Source organism: Devosia sp. XGJD_8, assembly GCF_046614475.1.
Taxonomy (GTDB): domain Bacteria; phylum Pseudomonadota; class Alphaproteobacteria; order Rhizobiales; family Devosiaceae; genus Devosia.
Genome location: NZ_JBKJHF010000001.1, coordinates 2511747 through 2527614 on the forward strand (window position 1 = coordinate 2511747; position 15868 = coordinate 2527614).

At 61.3% G+C, this 15868-nt stretch carries 17 protein-coding genes and 1 tRNA gene; 11 read left to right on the forward strand and 7 right to left on the reverse strand.

Going from position 1 to position 15868, the window contains the following annotated elements; translation table 11 throughout:
- Window positions 1–5: 5 nt before the first annotated feature.
- Window positions 6–91, reverse strand: a tRNA-Leu gene (locus ACLI1C_RS11980).
- Between the two features lie 425 nt (window positions 92–516).
- On the opposite strand from ACLI1C_RS11980, the gene ACLI1C_RS11985 reads away from it, so the two are divergent.
- The 4 genes from ACLI1C_RS11985 (at window position 517) to ACLI1C_RS12000 (ending at window position 4591) form a co-directional block, all read left to right on the forward strand.
- Window positions 517–972, forward strand: a complete 456-nt coding sequence (locus ACLI1C_RS11985) for an SH3 domain-containing protein (RefSeq protein WP_411397107.1) — start codon at window positions 517–519, stop codon at window positions 970–972.
- A gap of 305 nt (window positions 973–1277) precedes the next feature.
- Window positions 1278–2579, forward strand: a complete 1302-nt coding sequence (locus ACLI1C_RS11990; RefSeq protein WP_411397109.1) for a lipopolysaccharide biosynthesis protein — start codon at window positions 1278–1280, stop codon at window positions 2577–2579.
- The gene (locus ACLI1C_RS11995; RefSeq protein WP_411397111.1) at window positions 2576–3808 is read left to right on the forward strand and encodes a GNAT family N-acetyltransferase; all 1233 of its coding nucleotides are present in this window, start codon (window positions 2576–2578) and stop codon (window positions 3806–3808) included. Before ACLI1C_RS11990 ends, ACLI1C_RS11995 begins: the two co-directional genes overlap by 4 nt.
- Before the next feature lie 69 nt (window positions 3809–3877).
- Window positions 3878–4591 (forward strand): SDR family NAD(P)-dependent oxidoreductase, encoded by a 714-nt coding sequence (locus ACLI1C_RS12000; protein ID WP_411397112.1) that lies wholly within the window; start codon window positions 3878–3880, stop codon window positions 4589–4591.
- Here ACLI1C_RS12000 and ACLI1C_RS12005 read toward each other — a convergent pair whose 3' ends face one another.
- The 6 genes from ACLI1C_RS12005 to ACLI1C_RS12030 form a co-directional block, all read right to left on the reverse strand.
- A complete protein-coding gene (locus ACLI1C_RS12005) occupies window positions 4592–5272 on the reverse strand; it encodes a L,D-transpeptidase (protein ID WP_411397114.1) in 681 nt (226 codons plus the stop codon). It lies immediately after the preceding gene.
- Window positions 5273–5953: 681 nt separating this feature from the next.
- A complete protein-coding gene (locus ACLI1C_RS12010; RefSeq protein WP_411397115.1) occupies window positions 5954–6697 on the reverse strand; it encodes a hypothetical protein in 744 nt (247 codons plus the stop codon).
- The gene (locus tag ACLI1C_RS12015; protein WP_411397117.1) at window positions 6690–7067 is read right to left on the reverse strand and encodes a hypothetical protein; all 378 of its coding nucleotides are present in this window, start codon (window positions 7065–7067) and stop codon (window positions 6690–6692) included. Before ACLI1C_RS12015 ends, ACLI1C_RS12010 begins: the two co-directional genes overlap by 8 nt.
- 1 nt (window position 7068) lies before the next feature.
- On the reverse strand, window positions 7069–7875 hold the full coding sequence (locus ACLI1C_RS12020) for a ParA family protein (protein WP_411397118.1): 807 nt from the start codon (window positions 7873–7875) through the stop codon (window positions 7069–7071).
- Window positions 7876–8129: 254 nt separating this feature from the next.
- Complete coding sequence (gene gpt, locus ACLI1C_RS12025) at window positions 8130–8627, reverse strand: xanthine phosphoribosyltransferase (protein ID WP_411397120.1); 498 nt, start codon at window positions 8625–8627, stop codon at window positions 8130–8132.
- Between the two features lie 410 nt (window positions 8628–9037).
- Window positions 9038–9805: a competence/damage-inducible protein A gene (locus ACLI1C_RS12030; protein ID WP_411397121.1), complete on the reverse strand. Its 768-nt coding sequence runs from the start codon at window positions 9803–9805 to the stop codon at window positions 9038–9040.
- A 130-nt stretch (window positions 9806–9935) separates the two neighbouring features.
- Here ACLI1C_RS12030 and map point away from each other — a divergent pair, with 130 nt between their 5' ends.
- From map to ACLI1C_RS12065, 7 genes are all read left to right on the forward strand, one after another.
- Window positions 9936–10766, forward strand: a complete 831-nt coding sequence (gene map, locus ACLI1C_RS12035) for a type I methionyl aminopeptidase (protein ID WP_411398315.1) — start codon at window positions 9936–9938, stop codon at window positions 10764–10766.
- Window positions 10766–11209 carry a UPF0758 domain-containing protein gene (locus ACLI1C_RS12040; RefSeq protein ID WP_411397123.1) on the forward strand — a complete coding sequence of 148 codons (444 nt, stop codon included), beginning with the start codon at window positions 10766–10768 and terminating at the stop codon, window positions 11207–11209. Before map ends, ACLI1C_RS12040 begins: the two co-directional genes overlap by 1 nt.
- A gap of 79 nt (window positions 11210–11288) precedes the next feature.
- Window positions 11289–11552, forward strand: coding sequence for a hypothetical protein (locus ACLI1C_RS12045; RefSeq protein WP_411397125.1), 264 nt, complete (start codon window positions 11289–11291; stop codon window positions 11550–11552).
- Window positions 11527–12786 carry a hypothetical protein gene (locus tag ACLI1C_RS12050; RefSeq protein ID WP_411397127.1) on the forward strand — a complete coding sequence of 420 codons (1260 nt, stop codon included), beginning with the start codon at window positions 11527–11529 and terminating at the stop codon, window positions 12784–12786. Before ACLI1C_RS12045 ends, ACLI1C_RS12050 begins: the two co-directional genes overlap by 26 nt.
- Window positions 12783–13061, forward strand: a complete 279-nt coding sequence (locus tag ACLI1C_RS12055; RefSeq protein ID WP_411397128.1) for a hypothetical protein — start codon at window positions 12783–12785, stop codon at window positions 13059–13061. Before ACLI1C_RS12050 ends, ACLI1C_RS12055 begins: the two co-directional genes overlap by 4 nt.
- A gap of 55 nt (window positions 13062–13116) precedes the next feature.
- Window positions 13117–14535, forward strand: a complete 1419-nt coding sequence (locus tag ACLI1C_RS12060; protein WP_411397130.1) for a hypothetical protein — start codon at window positions 13117–13119, stop codon at window positions 14533–14535.
- A gap of 312 nt (window positions 14536–14847) precedes the next feature.
- Window positions 14848–15648, forward strand: a complete 801-nt coding sequence (locus tag ACLI1C_RS12065) for a hypothetical protein (protein ID WP_411397132.1) — start codon at window positions 14848–14850, stop codon at window positions 15646–15648.
- Window positions 15649–15868 lie beyond the last annotated feature (220 nt).

Genomic DNA, 15868 nt, shown 5'->3' on the forward strand with positions numbered 1-15868 from the left:
TTTCCTGGTGCGGGCGGCGGGACTCGAACCCGCACGGGGCTACCCCCTCCGAATTTTAAGTCCGGTGTGTCTACCATTCCACCACGCCCGCGTCGGTTCGCAGGTAGCATGCCACCCGGCCTCTGCCAACGCTGTTGGCCGCTGGACAACAGAAAGCGCCGCCCGGCCCGGAGGAGTCGCGGCAACACGGTATGAAGCGGCTTTCGCCCCGGGGGCGACCCCATCCAACCAGTCCCCCCGCGCCTGCCATTGGGGCATAGCCCTCATGGTCTTCTCTTCTAGAGTCGCTCACTAGCGCGATTTTGCCCTACGGGCCGGTTCGAAGTTCGTCGGCGCCGCGTGAATGGCGGGATGAGGTCCTGATAGTGGGCTCCGCAGGTAGGGGGATATGCTTCTTCTCGGAGGCTTTTCGATCGCCGCAGCGGCATGAACGCCCGGTTCATGTCCGGTTCACCGCCGGGGGCGCCTTCTGCACAGTTCAGGGTCCTCAGACCTTCAAACCATCAGGAGATGGCTATGCGCCTTCATAACAAGATTATCTCTCTCGCCCTCGCCAGCACCGTGCTGCTGGGTACAGCAGGAGCCGCCTTCGCCGCCCAGGCCGTCGCCACCGGCAATGTCAACGTGCGCTCGGGTCCGTCGGCCAGCTATCAGCGGGTCGATACTCTGCGGCGCAACGAGGTAGTGGAAGTCACCGGCTGCCGCGGCGGCTGGTGCTATGTCGAAAAGCGCGGCCCCGATGGCTGGGTCTCGGCCCAGTACCTGCAAGCCGCCGGGCGCCACCACCAGTCGGCCAAGCCCTCGATCAACTTCTCGTTCAGCTTCGGCACGCCCCCTGCCCCGCCTCGCCCGCATCGCCCCAGCCAGGGCGGCTGGGATGGCCATAGCGGTGGCGGCTGGAACGACCGTGACGGCAACTGGAACGGCGGCTGGGACCGCAACCGCCCGCGCCACCGCGACTGGAACGACTGATCTCCGGTAGCTGATCTACCCCATCAAGCCGCCCGGGCAACCGGGCGGCTTTTTTGTGGGCTGAAGGCGCATTGGTGGCGAACATTATCTCGGCGGTCGCGCGGCCGGCATCAGCGCCTTTGAACCAACAGCCAGGCATGCCGTTGCTTCAGACCAACTGGTAACTATATCGCCCACAAGCCCGTGAATATTCAGCATCGGGCCGGTAAGTGTGCCTCTCAGCAGGAGGGGACTGTGACAGCCGAATTGGGCACGACGCCGTGAGTGGCGCAATTACACCTGACGATTCAACTCCAGGATCGTCCGTGTTCGCCAGCCAGACGTTTCGCATCATTGCAATTCGGATTGCCGGCGCCGGCCTTGGCCTGCTGGCTCAGGTTTTCGCGTCCCGGTTCATCGGCACGGAGGAATTCGGGCGCTTCGCACTCGTCTTTGTATGGTTGCTCCTGCTGGGTCACCTGGGTACAGCGGGCACGTCCCAGCTCCTGTACAGGTTGCTTTCGGTCTACATCGAGACCGGGCAGCGGGCACTGGCTGCCGGCCTTGTCCGGGTCGCGATGGGCGTAACCCTTGTCGTCTCTGGCTTGATTGCCCTCATCGGGTTCGGCGTTATTCAGCTCGGGTTTCTCGCATGGCATGCCGAGCTCGTCCCGCTTGCCATCGTGACCCTGCTTGCAGTCCCGTTGCTCGCGTTCCAGGACTTTCTTGAGGCCGTTGCCCGGGGTCTCGATCGCCCCGTCTCGGGGATTGCGCCGGCTTACCTGCTTCGACATCTGGCAATTATGCTGGGGCTGCTTGCCTTGCTCCTGGCGGGGCAGCCAGCGACTGCCCTTACGGTTATGGCCCTGGCGATTGCCGGGCTGATCGCCAGCATCGTCATACAATACATTCTCCTGCGCCCTCACCTCAAAGCGGCCATTGGCAATACTGTGCCTTGCTTCAAGCTCGGCGAATGGTTCCGCACCGCCGTGCCACTGGCCGCTGTAGATCTGGCCGAAGTACTGTTTTTTAATGTCGACGTGATCATCCTTGGGCTGATGGTACCTCCCGAACAGGTAGCACTCTACTTCGCAGCGTCTCGTCTTGCACAAGTATTGGCCTATGTACCCTATGGCGTCAGCGCCGCAACGGCGCAGAAATATGCGGCTCTCGGGGCGTCCGGTCGCCGTGCCGAGTTGCAGGCGATGATCGGCAGATCCGCTCTCCTGGCGACCATCCTGACCAGCCTGGCTGCCCTGGCTTTGTCCCTGCTTGCCGGACCGCTCCTTGCGCTGTTCGGCAGCGACTTCGACCAGGCCCGCCAACTTGTTCCCGTGCTCTGCCTCGGCATTGTTGTTGCGTGCCTTCTTGGCCCGGGCGAGGACGTATTGAACATGCTGGGCCAGGAACGCCTCTGCTCGATAAGTTTTGCACTCGCGCTTGCTGTGAATGTCTGCGCGGCCATCGTCATGGTGCCCCTGTTCGGACCGATGGGCGCAGCCATAGCGACCGTTCTGGGCCTGTCCGCCCGCGGATTGCTTCTTGCCTTTTTCGCCTACCGCAGCCTCGGCATTATTCTGCCGGCAATGGGCACGCACCTTTTTAAAGCAAAGGAATTGCCGACATGACCCGTTCATACGCCATCGAGCTGCTGGACACGAACGGACTGCGCAATCTTGAAGCCAGGCAGTGGGATGACCTGTCGGCCCAGGCGCTCGACGACAATCCCTTCTATGCCCGCACCTATATGCTGGCCGGGCTGGGCACCATCGACACCAATGCCAATATCAGCGCAGTGGCGGTCCGCGAGAGTGGCCAGCTGGTCGGGTTATTTCCGTTCCGGCTGAAGCGCTGGCCGCTGCAACTGGCAACGGCTGCCGGCAATCTCTATCAGTTCAGCAGCCAGCCATTGGTGCATCGCGACCATGCCAGGGGCGTTGTCGCGGCCTGGCTCGACGCCATCGAGACGGGGGCAATTCCGCGCCGATGGACGTTCCGCAATATCGGTCTGTCCAGTAGCTTCCTGCGCCATGTCGAAAGTCTTGACGGATCGAGCGCCGCTGAGCTGATCCCGTTCGACCCCTATGCACGCGCGCGCCTGACCCGGCTGACCGGAGGGTTCGAAACGCACCTCGAGTCTGTGATGTCGAGGAGCCGAACCAAGGATATTCGCAGGAATATCCGCAGACTGGGGGAACTGGGGGAATTGCGGTTCGAGCGGCAGGGAACGCCGGAAGCCGTTGCGCAGCGTATCGAGGATTTCCTGGCGATAGAGCATGGCGGCTGGAAGGGCCAGGCCGGCACGTCATTCCTGGCCGATGCCGCCCATGCCGAGTTCGCCCGGCGGGCCTTCTGCGGCGACGGAGCCGCGCGGACGTCCGTCGACAGCCTGGTGCTCAATGGCAAGCCCATCGCCATTTCCATCAATCTGCAGGCTGGCGACACCATGTTCACACCCAAATGCGCCTATGACGAGGGCTACCGCAAATACACGCCCGGACTGGTGCTGGAGTATTTCGTCATCGAGGCTTTCTACCGCGGCGGCGAATGCAGCGAGATGGATTCCGCGACCACGGTTGACGGACATGTCATCCAGGGCCTGTGGAATGACGAGATAGCCATGGGAACAGTCCTGGTGGGACCGCGGGGTTGGCAGACCCGCCTGTCTGCCTGCGTCCAGCAGAGCTGCGCAGCAGTGAAGAAGGCGACCAAGGGCCTGATCGGCGACAGCAAGGTTCGCGAGATCTCCATCGTCGCACGCGATTGGCGGCGTAAAATCCAGGCCACCCAGCACAGCGCCATGATTGGTGGCGCCGGATTCCTCCACGCCGTCGAGCTTGTTGCGCCTGCGCTGTAGGCTGCAACCGGTAAAGCCGGATTTGTGAACCGCCGTCCGACGCCCCGCGTATCCTCTGCGGAGGCTCTCATGGCATACGATCTCGGTACATTTCCCCCGGCTGGCCTTGCCGTCGTCATTGGCGCCAGCGGGGGCATTGGCGCTGCGCTGCAACAGGCGCTGTCCCAGTCCGCCGGCTTCGACACGGTTGTCGGATTGTCGCGCAGTGCGGATGGCTTCGATTTGACCGACGAAGCCTCCATCATGCGGGCTGCGGGTTCGGTCGCGGCCCTGGGGCTGCCGCTCAGGCTCGTCATGGTGGCGACGGGTCTTCTGCATGACGGGGCGATGCAGCCCGAAAAGAGCTGGCGCCAGCTTGATCCGCAGCATCTGGCCCGCAGCTTCGCCATCAATGCGACGGGGCCGATGCTGGTGGCCAAGCACTTCCTGCCTTTGCTGCCGCGCGAGGGCAAGGCGGTGTTTGCCGCGGTTTCGGCCAAGGTCGGCAGCATCGGCGATAACCAGCTGGGCGGCTGGTATGGCTATCGCGCCGCCAAGGCCGCGCTCAACCAGCTCATGCATACGGCCGCCATCGAGCTGCGCCGGACGCGGCCCGAGGCGATCTGCGTCACGCTGCATCCCGGCACGGTGGCAACCGGGCTGTCGGCGCCGTTCCGCTCCTCCGGTCACGAGCCTGTCGCGCCGGGCTTTGCCGCAGAGCGTCTGCTCCGGGTCATCGACGGGCTTGGGCCGGCCGATACGGGCCTGCTGCTCGATCACAGCGGCGTACCCCTGCCCTGGTGACTACGCCTTCAACACCACCACTTTGGTATTCACCGGCGTCTTGTCATAGAGGTCCATCATATCCTGGGTGAGCAGGCCCACGCAGCCGCTCGTGACGCCCTTGCCGATCGTCTCGGGCATGATCGTGCTGTAGAGCGTGTAAAGCGTGTATTTGCCGTCCTGGTAGAGGTAGAGCGTGCGGGCGCCGAGGGGATTGCCGAGGCCGGGGGGCATGCCGCCGGCATATTGGGCCACTTCCGGCTGGCGCTGGATCATCTCGCGGGGTGGGGTCCAGACCGGCCATTCGGCCTTGCGGCCGATATAGGCGTCGCCATTCCACAAGAACCCGGCCCGGCCGACATTGGCGCCATAGCGCGTGGCCATGCCGTCGCCCTCGATGCGATAGACATAGTAGTTGCGCGGGTCGACGATGATCGTGCCGGCCGCTTCCTTGCTGTCATAGCGCACGGTGCGGCGCATATATTTGGGATTGAGCTTGTTGACATTGACGGCGGGCACCGGGAAGCGCTCGTCGGGGAGCGGGCCATAGACGCGTTCGGCTTCGGCCATGCTCATGCCGGGCCCCAGGGAGCTGCAGCCGGCCAGCGCCATGGCGCCAAGGCCGAGTGAGCCGGCAAGGAAAGACCGGCGGCCGATCAGACCCGACGGGGTCGCATTGTCCTGCTCATCGGTAGCGCTCATCGCATGCTCCATTCTCGCCTGCCTCCTCGTGCCGACTGCGCCCGGGGCGGCGCGGCTGGAGCCGAGCTTGGTCCCATGGGCGGCGATTGGCAAGCCTGGTGCTGCCGCTCCGGACAGCAGAACGCGCCGCCCGGCCCGGAGGCGTCGCGGTTTCACGGTATGAAGCGGCTTTCGCCCCGACGGCTTGCGCCGCCAATTTGTTTAGTTTGAAGAGGCGAAAGCCGCTTCACACGAGCTGGTATTCCTGCGCACGCATCGAGCGGCCGCCCTTTCGGGTTGGGCGGTGCAGATTCCGGCGGCTGAGCCATCGGTCGTCGGCTCCAGCCCCCTCACCCGCCGCCCGGCCGGTGGTCAGCATACACGCATCGGCCTGGGCGACCCCATGCAGCCAGTCCCCCCGCCCGATGCTTCGTCGGCACCGCGTGAATGGCGGGGATGGGCAGAGTATGCGGGAGGTTTTGGGGGCCGGGGATAAGTTTTTGATGAGAAGCGTAAATGTCCGTTTCCCAACCACCGGCCCTGTGTAGCGTAAGCCTCAAAGTGTCAAAAGAGGTCATCGGGCCTGCGGAAATTTTGCAAAGCCTCGTCCTTGTTTAGAAACCGATCTCGTATTGATCGGACGCATCACCCACAAGGCAGCAACTGGACGTTAGCGATCGGAAATAGGGCGCTCAGATGACTTCATGTCGGTATTGAAACGTCGCAGTGCTTCTTCAGCGCACTTACACTACTTCCAAGAAGCGCATGAGAGAGTGCGGAGCGGAGCGCTGCTTGTTTTGCTCCGTCAAGATGCTCCTTCATTAACCCCGTCAGAGCAACCATGCAGATGTTCACGGCTGCCCTCTCGCGGGCCGCCCACTTGCCCAGCTCGGCAACGTCTACGTCGGCGAATTTCGTTTTTGCGTCCTCGGATGTCATCCGAAATAAGCTGTTTGACGCATGCACTGCCTTAGACAGCGTTGCGTACTCATTATCCAGGCCCGCCTTCAAGTCCAATTCTTGAGACAAGCCTCTCAGTTGGGGATGATCTGCTACATACTCGCGAAGATCTCGGGGCGCAATGTAGTATTGTCCCTCTGCCCACTTCTGCAACTCCACCGGATGATCCATGTAAAAGATTGCCGACATAGTATTTTCCATGAAACTACGCAGCGACTGAAGCGCAGGGCGCCAGCTTCCAAAACTTGCATTCACGTGTGAAAGCAACGCGTCGTTGTGGGCCTCATAGAAAAAATGGGCAGCTCCTTGGGGAAGATGGTGTTCCACCAAATCTCGCTTCATCGCGTTAATTGCGGCAATCCGGGCATAGCTATCAAGCAGCTTGTCATTGCCACGAAACGCTTTGACGTTTTTTTCGATGGCAGATGGCAAATTCTTGGAGAACTGAGAATAGTTGTGCTGCAGGTCCTCACCAAGTTTAGCCATTTTTCAGCAGGAACTCCAACGCACTGGTAAGCTCAGAGGGTCGATCGCTCGTCGACCGTGAACTCATGGCAATCCGCTGGCGTTCAGCTTCATTGTCTGCGAGGTAGGTAAGGATTTTCCCCATAATGTCGCGAGCGGCATCCCGCTGACGCAGTTCAATCGGGAGAGCGAAGTCTTTAACGACCTTCTCCCAGTCAGTCTTGCTGAACTTCGAAAGCGCAGCAAGCGCAGACAAACTAATGCCAATGTTTGCGTCTGGCTTTTGCGAAGAAAAAGTTTCGGCGCCTAAGCTATCCACATCTTGGTTGGGCAATGACCGAAGAACTTTTCCCAGTTGGGTTAGGGCCCGGCCTAGGTCGTGGGTTTTCATTTTAGACACCTAACTTCTTCAAGAGCTCTTTCGAAAAGGCGGTAAACTCCTGTTTCGCCTGTTGGTCGCCCATTTGGAACACCGACTTATTCTTCGCTGTAGACTCCGTTACTACAGATCGCTCCTTGATCTCTGCTTTCAGCATTTGACCCGCGAATTGTTTCCTTAAGTCGGCGGTTGTCTGATCTCGGAAGGCGGACGGGCGCCCCACCCTGGACAGGACGATACCAGCGTTCTCGATGGCATGCTCCATATCGTCGCCGAATTTCTCAACGCGAGTCATCAGCAGAGCAATGCCGAGGCTTGAAAGAAAATCCGGCGACACCGGCACAACATAGTGGGTGCTGATAGCCAGTGCATTCTGGGTCGGCAAGGTGAGGTTTGGAGGACAGTCGCAGACTATGATGTCGTAGTCGTCCATAACGTCTTTGAGCGCCTTTTTTAGAAGAGTCTCTCTGGCGCTTCGCCCACCGATGTCGAGATCGATCGTGAAAAGGCTTAAATCAGATGGCACCAAATCAACGTTCGCGAAAACGCTACGCAAGATAACGTCTGATGCGGAGGTAGATTTTCCCTCGGCGCTCTCGCTGTTTCGAACGCCAAAAAGGTCCGCAACTGTGCCATGCTTCTTTCGGTGCTTGCTCCAGGCCTCAGGCGATATGCAAGAAAAGGTGGCGTTTGTCTGAGGGTCCAAGTCCACCAAGAGCGTCTTGTAACCGTTCTCACCACAGTAGGCAGCAAAATTGACAGCTATGGCTGTTTTCCCCACGCCTCCTTTCAAGTTCACACACGACAGCACAACGGTCATTTTTGCCTCCCAGCTTCTGCCGAGAAGCTAGTTTTCCCGACGGAATATTACAACTGAAAGCTGCCACCAGGGGCGGAATCTCATTCAGGCGCAAAATGATGTCTAAAACTAACATATGGGGATGAAGCATTGCGGGCATTGTCGCGTCCACAACGTCTGCAAGAAATCTCTTTGAAGCCCGCCGTCTCCTCTTCCAGCCCAAGACTGCCTTTGCAGGCATCAGGGCCCCCAACCAAGCCTCTCTCCGTCTCCCCTCAGTCCGTCCCGCCACTGATCGGCGCCACATACGCCACGTCCAGATCCCACGGGAAGAAAATCCACGTGTCCTGGCTGACTTCGGTGATGAAGGTATCGACCAGGTCGCGGCCCTTGGGCTTGGCGTAGACGGTGGCAAAATGGGCGCCGGGGAGCATTTCGCGGACGACGCGGGCGGTGGAGCCGGTATCGACGAGGTCGTCGACGATCAGCACCTTGCCGCCATTCCTGGCGATGTCGAGGATGGGCTGGCTGATGGGCTTGAGCACCTGGATGCCGCCCTGGTTCTGGTGATCGTAGCTCTTGACGGCCACAGTCTCGACGGTGCGGATATTGAGCTCGCGCGCCACGATGGCGGCGGGGACGAGGCCGCCGCGGGCAATGGCGACCACCGCGTCGAACGTGCCCATGCCGGCCAGCCGCCAGGCCAGCGCGCGGCTGTCGCGGTGGAACTGGTCCCAGGTGACGGGAAACGACTTCTGGTTGGGGTTGCTCAAATCATTTCTCCTGCACCGGCGCGGCACCGTCCGGGTGAATAAGGCAGTGTGCTTAGCAAAACCGGGCGGCTGCGCCAATCGCCAAGCGCAATTATGCCCAGCAGTTGCGTCTGCGGCCATGCGGCCGAGATAGGTTCGGTTCTCGCTTCTCGCACGGATCGTCACCCGCGGGCTTGGGCCGAGGGCTCTGCGCTGGCGGAGTGTTGGCTCAGTACAGGGCCCTCGGGTCAAGCCCGAGGGTGACGTGTGGAGGGTGGGACGGCGCGTCGACCACGCACCGGGCGGCACCTCCCCCTTGACGGGGGAGGCTGGGAGGGGGTGGCGGTTGGCCCGGATATTTGGGCTAAACATCCCCCTCCCTTGATCCCTCCCCGCAAGGGGGAGGGTGTCGACTGAAAATCTTCGGCGCCTCAATAGGCCTCAGGCGCTTCGATGCCCGCCTTGGCATGCGCCTCGGCGACCATGGCGCGCACCTTGGCGGCGGCTTCCTCGAGGCGGGCGGCGTCGGAGGAGCGCAGGACCAGTTCGGTCATCACCCGGTCCTGCCCCATCTGCGGATAGCTGCCCATCTTGACGTCGGGATACTGCTCCTGCAGCGCGCCGAGCGGCCCGCCGACAGTGCCCTCGCCCACCTCCGCCTTGACGGTGACCGACATGACCTTCTTGCCGCCCTTGAGCGTGGGGGCCAGGGCTTCGAGCATGGCGCGCATGATGACCGGCACGCCGGCCATGACATGAACATTGCCGATGCGGAAGCCGGGCGCGGCGCTGACCGAATTGACGATGAGATCGGCGCCTTCGGGAATGCGCGCCATGCGCAGCCGGGCCTCGTTGACCTCGGTGCCGGTCTGCTTCCAGCGGCTTTCGAGCATTTCGCGGGCCTGCGCATTGATCGGCAGGGCGACGCCAAAGGCCTTGGCCACCGCATCGGCGGTGATGTCGTCATGCGTCGGGCCGATGCCGCCGGTGGTGAAGACATAGGTGTAGCGGGCGCGCAGGGCGTTGACGGCATCGACGATCTCGTCGGTCTCGTCGCTCACCACCCGCACTTCCTTGAGCTCGATGCCCAGATCGGTGCAGAAATCGGCGGTGGCGCCGATATTGACGTCCTTGGTGCGGCCCGAAAGGATTTCGTCGCCGATCACCAGGAGACCGGCCGTAATAGAATCTGCGGACATGAGAGAATTCCTTGGGCGTGCTGTGTGCCAGCAATGCCCCTGCGCGATATCGGCGTCAAGCGAGCGTGCTGCCCTTCCAATCGGGCGGGCAAGCGACTAATTTAACCGTACTTCCCCGGAGTCCTGCATGATCACCTTCGTTGACGCCCCAGCCAAAGCCCGCCGCACGCCGGGCGTCATTCCGCTGCATGGCCCAGAGGGCTTTGCCGGCATGCGCAAGGCCGGGGCCTTGACGGCGCAGGCGCTGGATATCCTGACCGACTTCGTCGAGCCGGGCGTACCGACCGCCAAGATCGACCAGATCGCCTATGAATTTGCCCGCGACAATGGCGCGGTGCCGGCCACCATCTTCTACAAGGGCTACCGCCACTCGCTCTGCACCTCGATCAACCATGTGGTCTGCCACGGCATTCCCGACGAGCGGCCGCTGCGCGAGGGCGATATCGTCAATATCGACCTGACGCTGGTCGTCGATGGCTGGCATGGCGATTCCAGCCGCATGTATTCGGTGGGCGAAATCTCCCGCAAGGCGGAGCGGCTGATCGAGGTCACCTATGCCGGGCTCGAGGCCGGCATAGCCATGGCCAGGCCCGGCCAGACCACGGGCGATATCGGCGCCGCCATCCAGGCGGTGGCCGAGGGCGAGCGCATGAGCGTGGTGCGCGATTTCGTCGGCCATGGCCTGGGGCGTCTGTTCCACGACGAGCCCAATATCATGCATTTCGGCACCCCGGGCATGGGCGTACCGCTCAAGCCGGGCATGATCTTCACCATCGAGCCGATGATCAATCTGGGCCGCCCGCATGTGAAGATCCTCTCCGATGGCTGGACCGCGGTGACGCGGGACCGCACGCTGTCGAGCCAGTGCGAGCACTCGATCGGCATCACCGAGACGGGCTGCGAGATCTTCACGCTCTCCCCCGCAGGCCTGTTCAACCCCATGGCAGCGAAAGCGGCGTGATGGCGGAGCGGCCCGACGAACTCGCCGAGGCCGCCATTCCGGCCATGCGTTCGGAAGCCGATGACCATGCCGGCCACCGCCAGCGCGTGCGCGAACGCTTCCTCAAGGTGGGCGGCGATGCGCTGGAGGATTACGAACTGCTGGAGCTGGCGCTGCAGCTGGCCATTCCCCGCCGCGACACCAAGGCCCTGGCCAAGACACTGCTGCGCGAATTCGGCTCGTTTTCCGGCGTGTTCAATGCCAGCCAGGCACGGCTGGAAAAGGTCGATGGCCTGGGCGCCACCTCGGTGGCCCATATCAAGGTGATCCAGGCCGTAGCGGCCCGCTTCGGGCGCGACCGCATCGACAGCGACAAGCCGATCCTCAGCTCCTGGAGCCAGCTCATCGACTATTGCCGCAGCCAGATGGCCTATGAATCCATCGAACAGTTCCGCATTCACTGACAAGCCATTGATTTTGTTGGCCCGCGTCCCCAGCGCCCGTTAGGCACCTGCCCCACATCGCTAAACACCGGAGGCGCCCATGCGCATTCTAAACCTGCGCCGCACCAGCGGCGCGGGCAGCCTTGTCGCAATATTTGACCTCGAGGCGACGCCCGAAATTACCCTGCTCGATTGGCAGCTACGCAGCACCCCGAAGGGTTTGCGAGTGTTCCCTCCGTCACCGAGGAGCGGACGGTCGAGCGCGCAAGTTGAGGCCCGCACCTTTTCTGAAATCGGCCGTCTCGCCGCAGCCACTTACAAGGAGGGCGATGTCCCCCATGAACAAACCAACGTCGCAGCCTAAGCCCGACGGGCTCGAGCAGAAATTCAAACTACTTGCCCTCCTTCCCTACGACGAGCGCGCGCGCCGCAAGCACAGCCTGGTCTTTGGTTTTATCCTTGATTGGTATCACTCCACGTATGGTGACGCCCTGGCCAGCGTTCGTCACGTGGTCGACACCATCAAGGAGCGCGACCCTGCCGGCAAAGGCATGAGCCTGCCACACGTGCATAGCGCTCTGTCCGATTTGGTGGCGTGGGGCTATCTTGAGCAGACCTTGGGATCCGGTAAGCGAGCCAGCCGCTATGTGCCGAATTGGTCCCGTCTCAAATCTAGTGTTACCCCCGTAGGTAACGCCAACGACAATGATCCTAGCGTTACCCCCGGTGTGAACACTGATGTTACCCCCGGTGTGAACACTACGGCCCTTGCTGTTACCCCCGTAGGTAACGAAGACCCATCTACCCCGATCCGGGTACAAGACCCGGAGACGGGGATAGATGGACTTGAATGCGCCACGCCTTCGGCGCCGCTTGCTGATGGCCTTGGGCCCACAGCAGCGCGGACGGCGCAAGGAGACGGATTCGATCGACTATGGAAAGCCTATAGCCATCGCCAGCGAAAGGCTGATGCGCGGGCCGCATTCGACAAGCTCGCCCCAAGTCCCGAACTACTTGAGCAGATGGTCGTATCGGCCGGAGCGTGGTTTGTGGCCTGGTCAGCGCAGAACAAGCCGGACGCCCCGCGCTTCAGTCTGAAGAAGTGGATTGAGCGGGAGGAATATGAGTGCGAGCCGCCGAACGCTTACAAGGCTAAGGAGCGTAAGCCGAGAACCAAGAGTGCTGGAGAGCCCTCATCACCAACCCCGCCGACGACCGCCGCTCATATGGCCGGAAAGATCAGTCCTTTCTCCGACTTTGGTACGTTCAAGGCCAGGATCGTATCCAGCAGGGTGGAGGAAGAGCAGCCGGGCGAACAGCTTGCCACATTGGAAATCAACTGGTCAGGGCCTCGTGGTGACCAATGGCCCGCGGACACGTGGCACGAGTTCCTCATTCATTCAGACCAGTACGCGCCATCACGGGAGCGCGGCAGAAGGATGATCGACAGCATCGCTGAGGCCGTCGGGCTTGATTGTATCGAGGACACGGATGAGCTTCACGATCGCCCATTCCTCTGCACCATCCATGAGGATCTCACCATCACCTATGCCCCGCTGCCCGCCAAGGACAATGACGCCCTGGAGTCCGCAGCATGAACTCGGAAGACACCTACGAGGCTGTCCGCGCTGGCGTTGCTGAAGCGCTGGAAAAGGCCGAGAGTAGTCGGCGCATCATGCGCATTGCGGACTTCGATGCGGTCGATGACGATGATGCCCCGCTGCGGGTTGTGGGCATCGTCGACCACGGCGAAGATGAGTTGAGCTTCATCTGCCTCGCAACTGTGGAGGACGGCGAGATGTCTCCGGTAATCCGCGGGTCGGTGTACCGGCCAGTGAACGGCAGTGACATAAAGCACAACAACTGGCGATGAAGACCCCCCGCCGGCCACCCTTTCCAGTGGAGAGCCAGGCATGTAACTTGGTGACATGGCCGACTACAAAGAACTGCTGCGTCGAGGCGTTGCTGCATTGCCGGAGAATAATGGAGCGTCTCGCCGAGCGCTCTATGAAAAGGCGCGTACAGCGCTAGTCGGAGAACTTCGCAAAATTCGGCCCATGCTGCCGGCCCGCGACATCACCCAACACCGCCTGCAGTTGGAAGACCAGATTCGCCAGGTTGAGCAAGAGTCAAGTGAAGCGGTGGTCATGGGTCGAAGGCTCGAGCCGGCGCCTATCGATGCCACTCGCGTCCCCGACGATGGCTCAGGGTCTTTCAAGGCGCCACCGGTCTTTGCTCCGGTATCAGATACCGTTCGAGAAGACCTCATTCGTCGGGGCGTTGCCGTACTACCGTCGCTGCAGCAGGCGGCCGAACCGAACCCCGATCGGCCCGCGGATAGCGTGGAAGAAGCTATTGAATTGGTGATCTCATCACTCGATGCGGATACACTTCGTCCGCTGCCCACTGAGGCTGTGATCAAGCCGACCCCTCAAGCAGTTATTGCGCCACCTGAGGGTGCGGCTGCACCTGCGCAGATGCGCTCTGCTACGGTTTTCCACGTCAGCAGCAAAGGTATCTCAATCGAGGCACGCCAAGTGCTGGAGACACTGTCCGACGGGCCCGACCAGCGCGAGGCATACGATTCCTTGCGAAGCGAAGTCAATTCACTGATCGCGGGCAGCGCTAATCTTCTCGGTGACGCCGGAGACTCATTGGTGACGCTCGCCAGCGCCTTACCAGAGGATATGTCGGAAGCTAGGGTTTTTCGGCTTTGGCGTGCAGGCAATAAGGTTCGGCGACTACACCGGGCGCATTTGCTGGTTGTCGATCAACCCGACGGTCACCCGTCGACACTGGACCCCGCGATCGCCGAACTGGTCGGCGGGATTTGTGATGAGTTCAACAATCTCGCCGCAACAGACCCCGGATTGAAGCAGCGGGACCTGTGGCGGGTTTCGCCTCAAAACATCAAACCTGCCACGGAGGAGTTCAAGTCAGGGAACTCACTTATCGAGCTGGCCGTAACCGCAAATATCGCATCCCCAGATGTGGTGGCGGAAGTGTCACCAGACGGGTTGATTGATCCGAAGGGCATGGTCGTTGATCTTCTCGTGCCTGAGATTGACTTGGTAAACCAGGTCCGGCGCAACTTTTTTGCAGCCTTGATAGGCGCAGCCTTTGATACGGCGAAGAGACTCGCTGCCGCGGGAGTCAGAGAAGTTGCTCACGCCGCTCGCACGATAATGGATGGACTTTATTCGAACGTTGGTACGGGTATTGGCATAGCAATGTTGGCCTACGTGGTTACAAATTCCGCGGTAAGAAACTATGCGGTTAATGTGCTGAAGTCGCCCCAGGCCGTGGCCGCAATCGACTGGATGATCAAGGTGTTTGGCTCCCCCTGAGGGGGGCATTCCGATCTCTCACATCCGTCCAGACCGTTACCGGCCATCTCCACCAGCGCGTATCCAAATACAGTTTTTAGGACTCGCGCGCAGCGCGCGCTCACGCGTGCGCGCAACACGCGCGCGAGGGATTCTGCAGGATTCGGTGCTCCGCAAGGCTGCGCGGAGCAGTAATCCGCAGGCAACTGCAGTATTGCGGCCCGCTGAATCCATTTATTGTTTTGTGTAGAGGGCGAAGAGCTCCGTTTCCGACATCACTGACTGCCGGCCGATGCAATTCCGCATCGCTCGAATATTCATGGGGGTCACCCAATGCCGAATAATACGAATCCGCCCAAAGCTGCCAACGACAACCAGAAGCGCGGCGCCACAGCCTGGCCACTGCGCGAGCTATATTCCCGCGGTGAGCTAGGCATCAACGAGATGCAGAACCGAACGCGCTGGGCCGCTGCGCAGCGCTTCAAGAAGATGCATGACGTGGTCTCGGGCGAACAGGGCGAAGACTCGGCCGCATCAGACTGGCGCGAACTGGCTTGGGAAATCACCAGCATCTCAGAAATCGCTACGATCGTGCCACTCGGTGAGAATGATGGCGAGCTTGAACTCGACGACAACAACGAGTGGTCCGACCCTGGCACCAGCAAGGCCTTTGAAGTAGTCGACAACGCCGGCTTCAATGTTTTCCGCGACCTGCCTCCGGCCGCCAATGACGTCAATTCCAAGCAAGAAGTGGCACTAGCAGCATCCGTGCTTGGCTCCAGCTACCCCGTGCTGGTGGCGGGCATCATGCGCAACTGGACGCTCCAGATGATTGGGGAGACGGAAGGCACGAAGGATGCCGCTTCGGCTCGCGCCATAGGTAAGGGTTTGCTTCGGCTATCGCTGCAACACCTTGCCGACTTTTTCCTAAAACTCGATCGCATGGAGACGGACGGCACCCAGACCGCTCTGGTCTGGCCGTTGGTCGGTACTCCTGCGTGGCAGTTCGCCGAGATGCCCGACATCCGCTGGAAGCGGGAAGTCACAAAGCCAGATCCCTTGTGGCGCACGTCGCATCGCGTCCATCCGCTCGCCGCGGCCAATGGTGTCTGGCATAGCGTCGATGCCGCCTGATCCGAACGTGGTAATATACAAGTATGAGTAGCACGCGGGAGGCTGACCCCCGCCTCGCTTGTTGCTTCAGGCCCTGTCTTCGGACGGGGCCTTTTCTTTTCGTCCAAGACCATGTGGTCAGCGCCTACGACAGCGTCCGGCCGGTAACGGCCGGTAGGCGTCGAGCGCGGCGTTCAATTGGTGGGCTGCCGCGCCGCGCTCCGCCACCCATCCCCGAAAG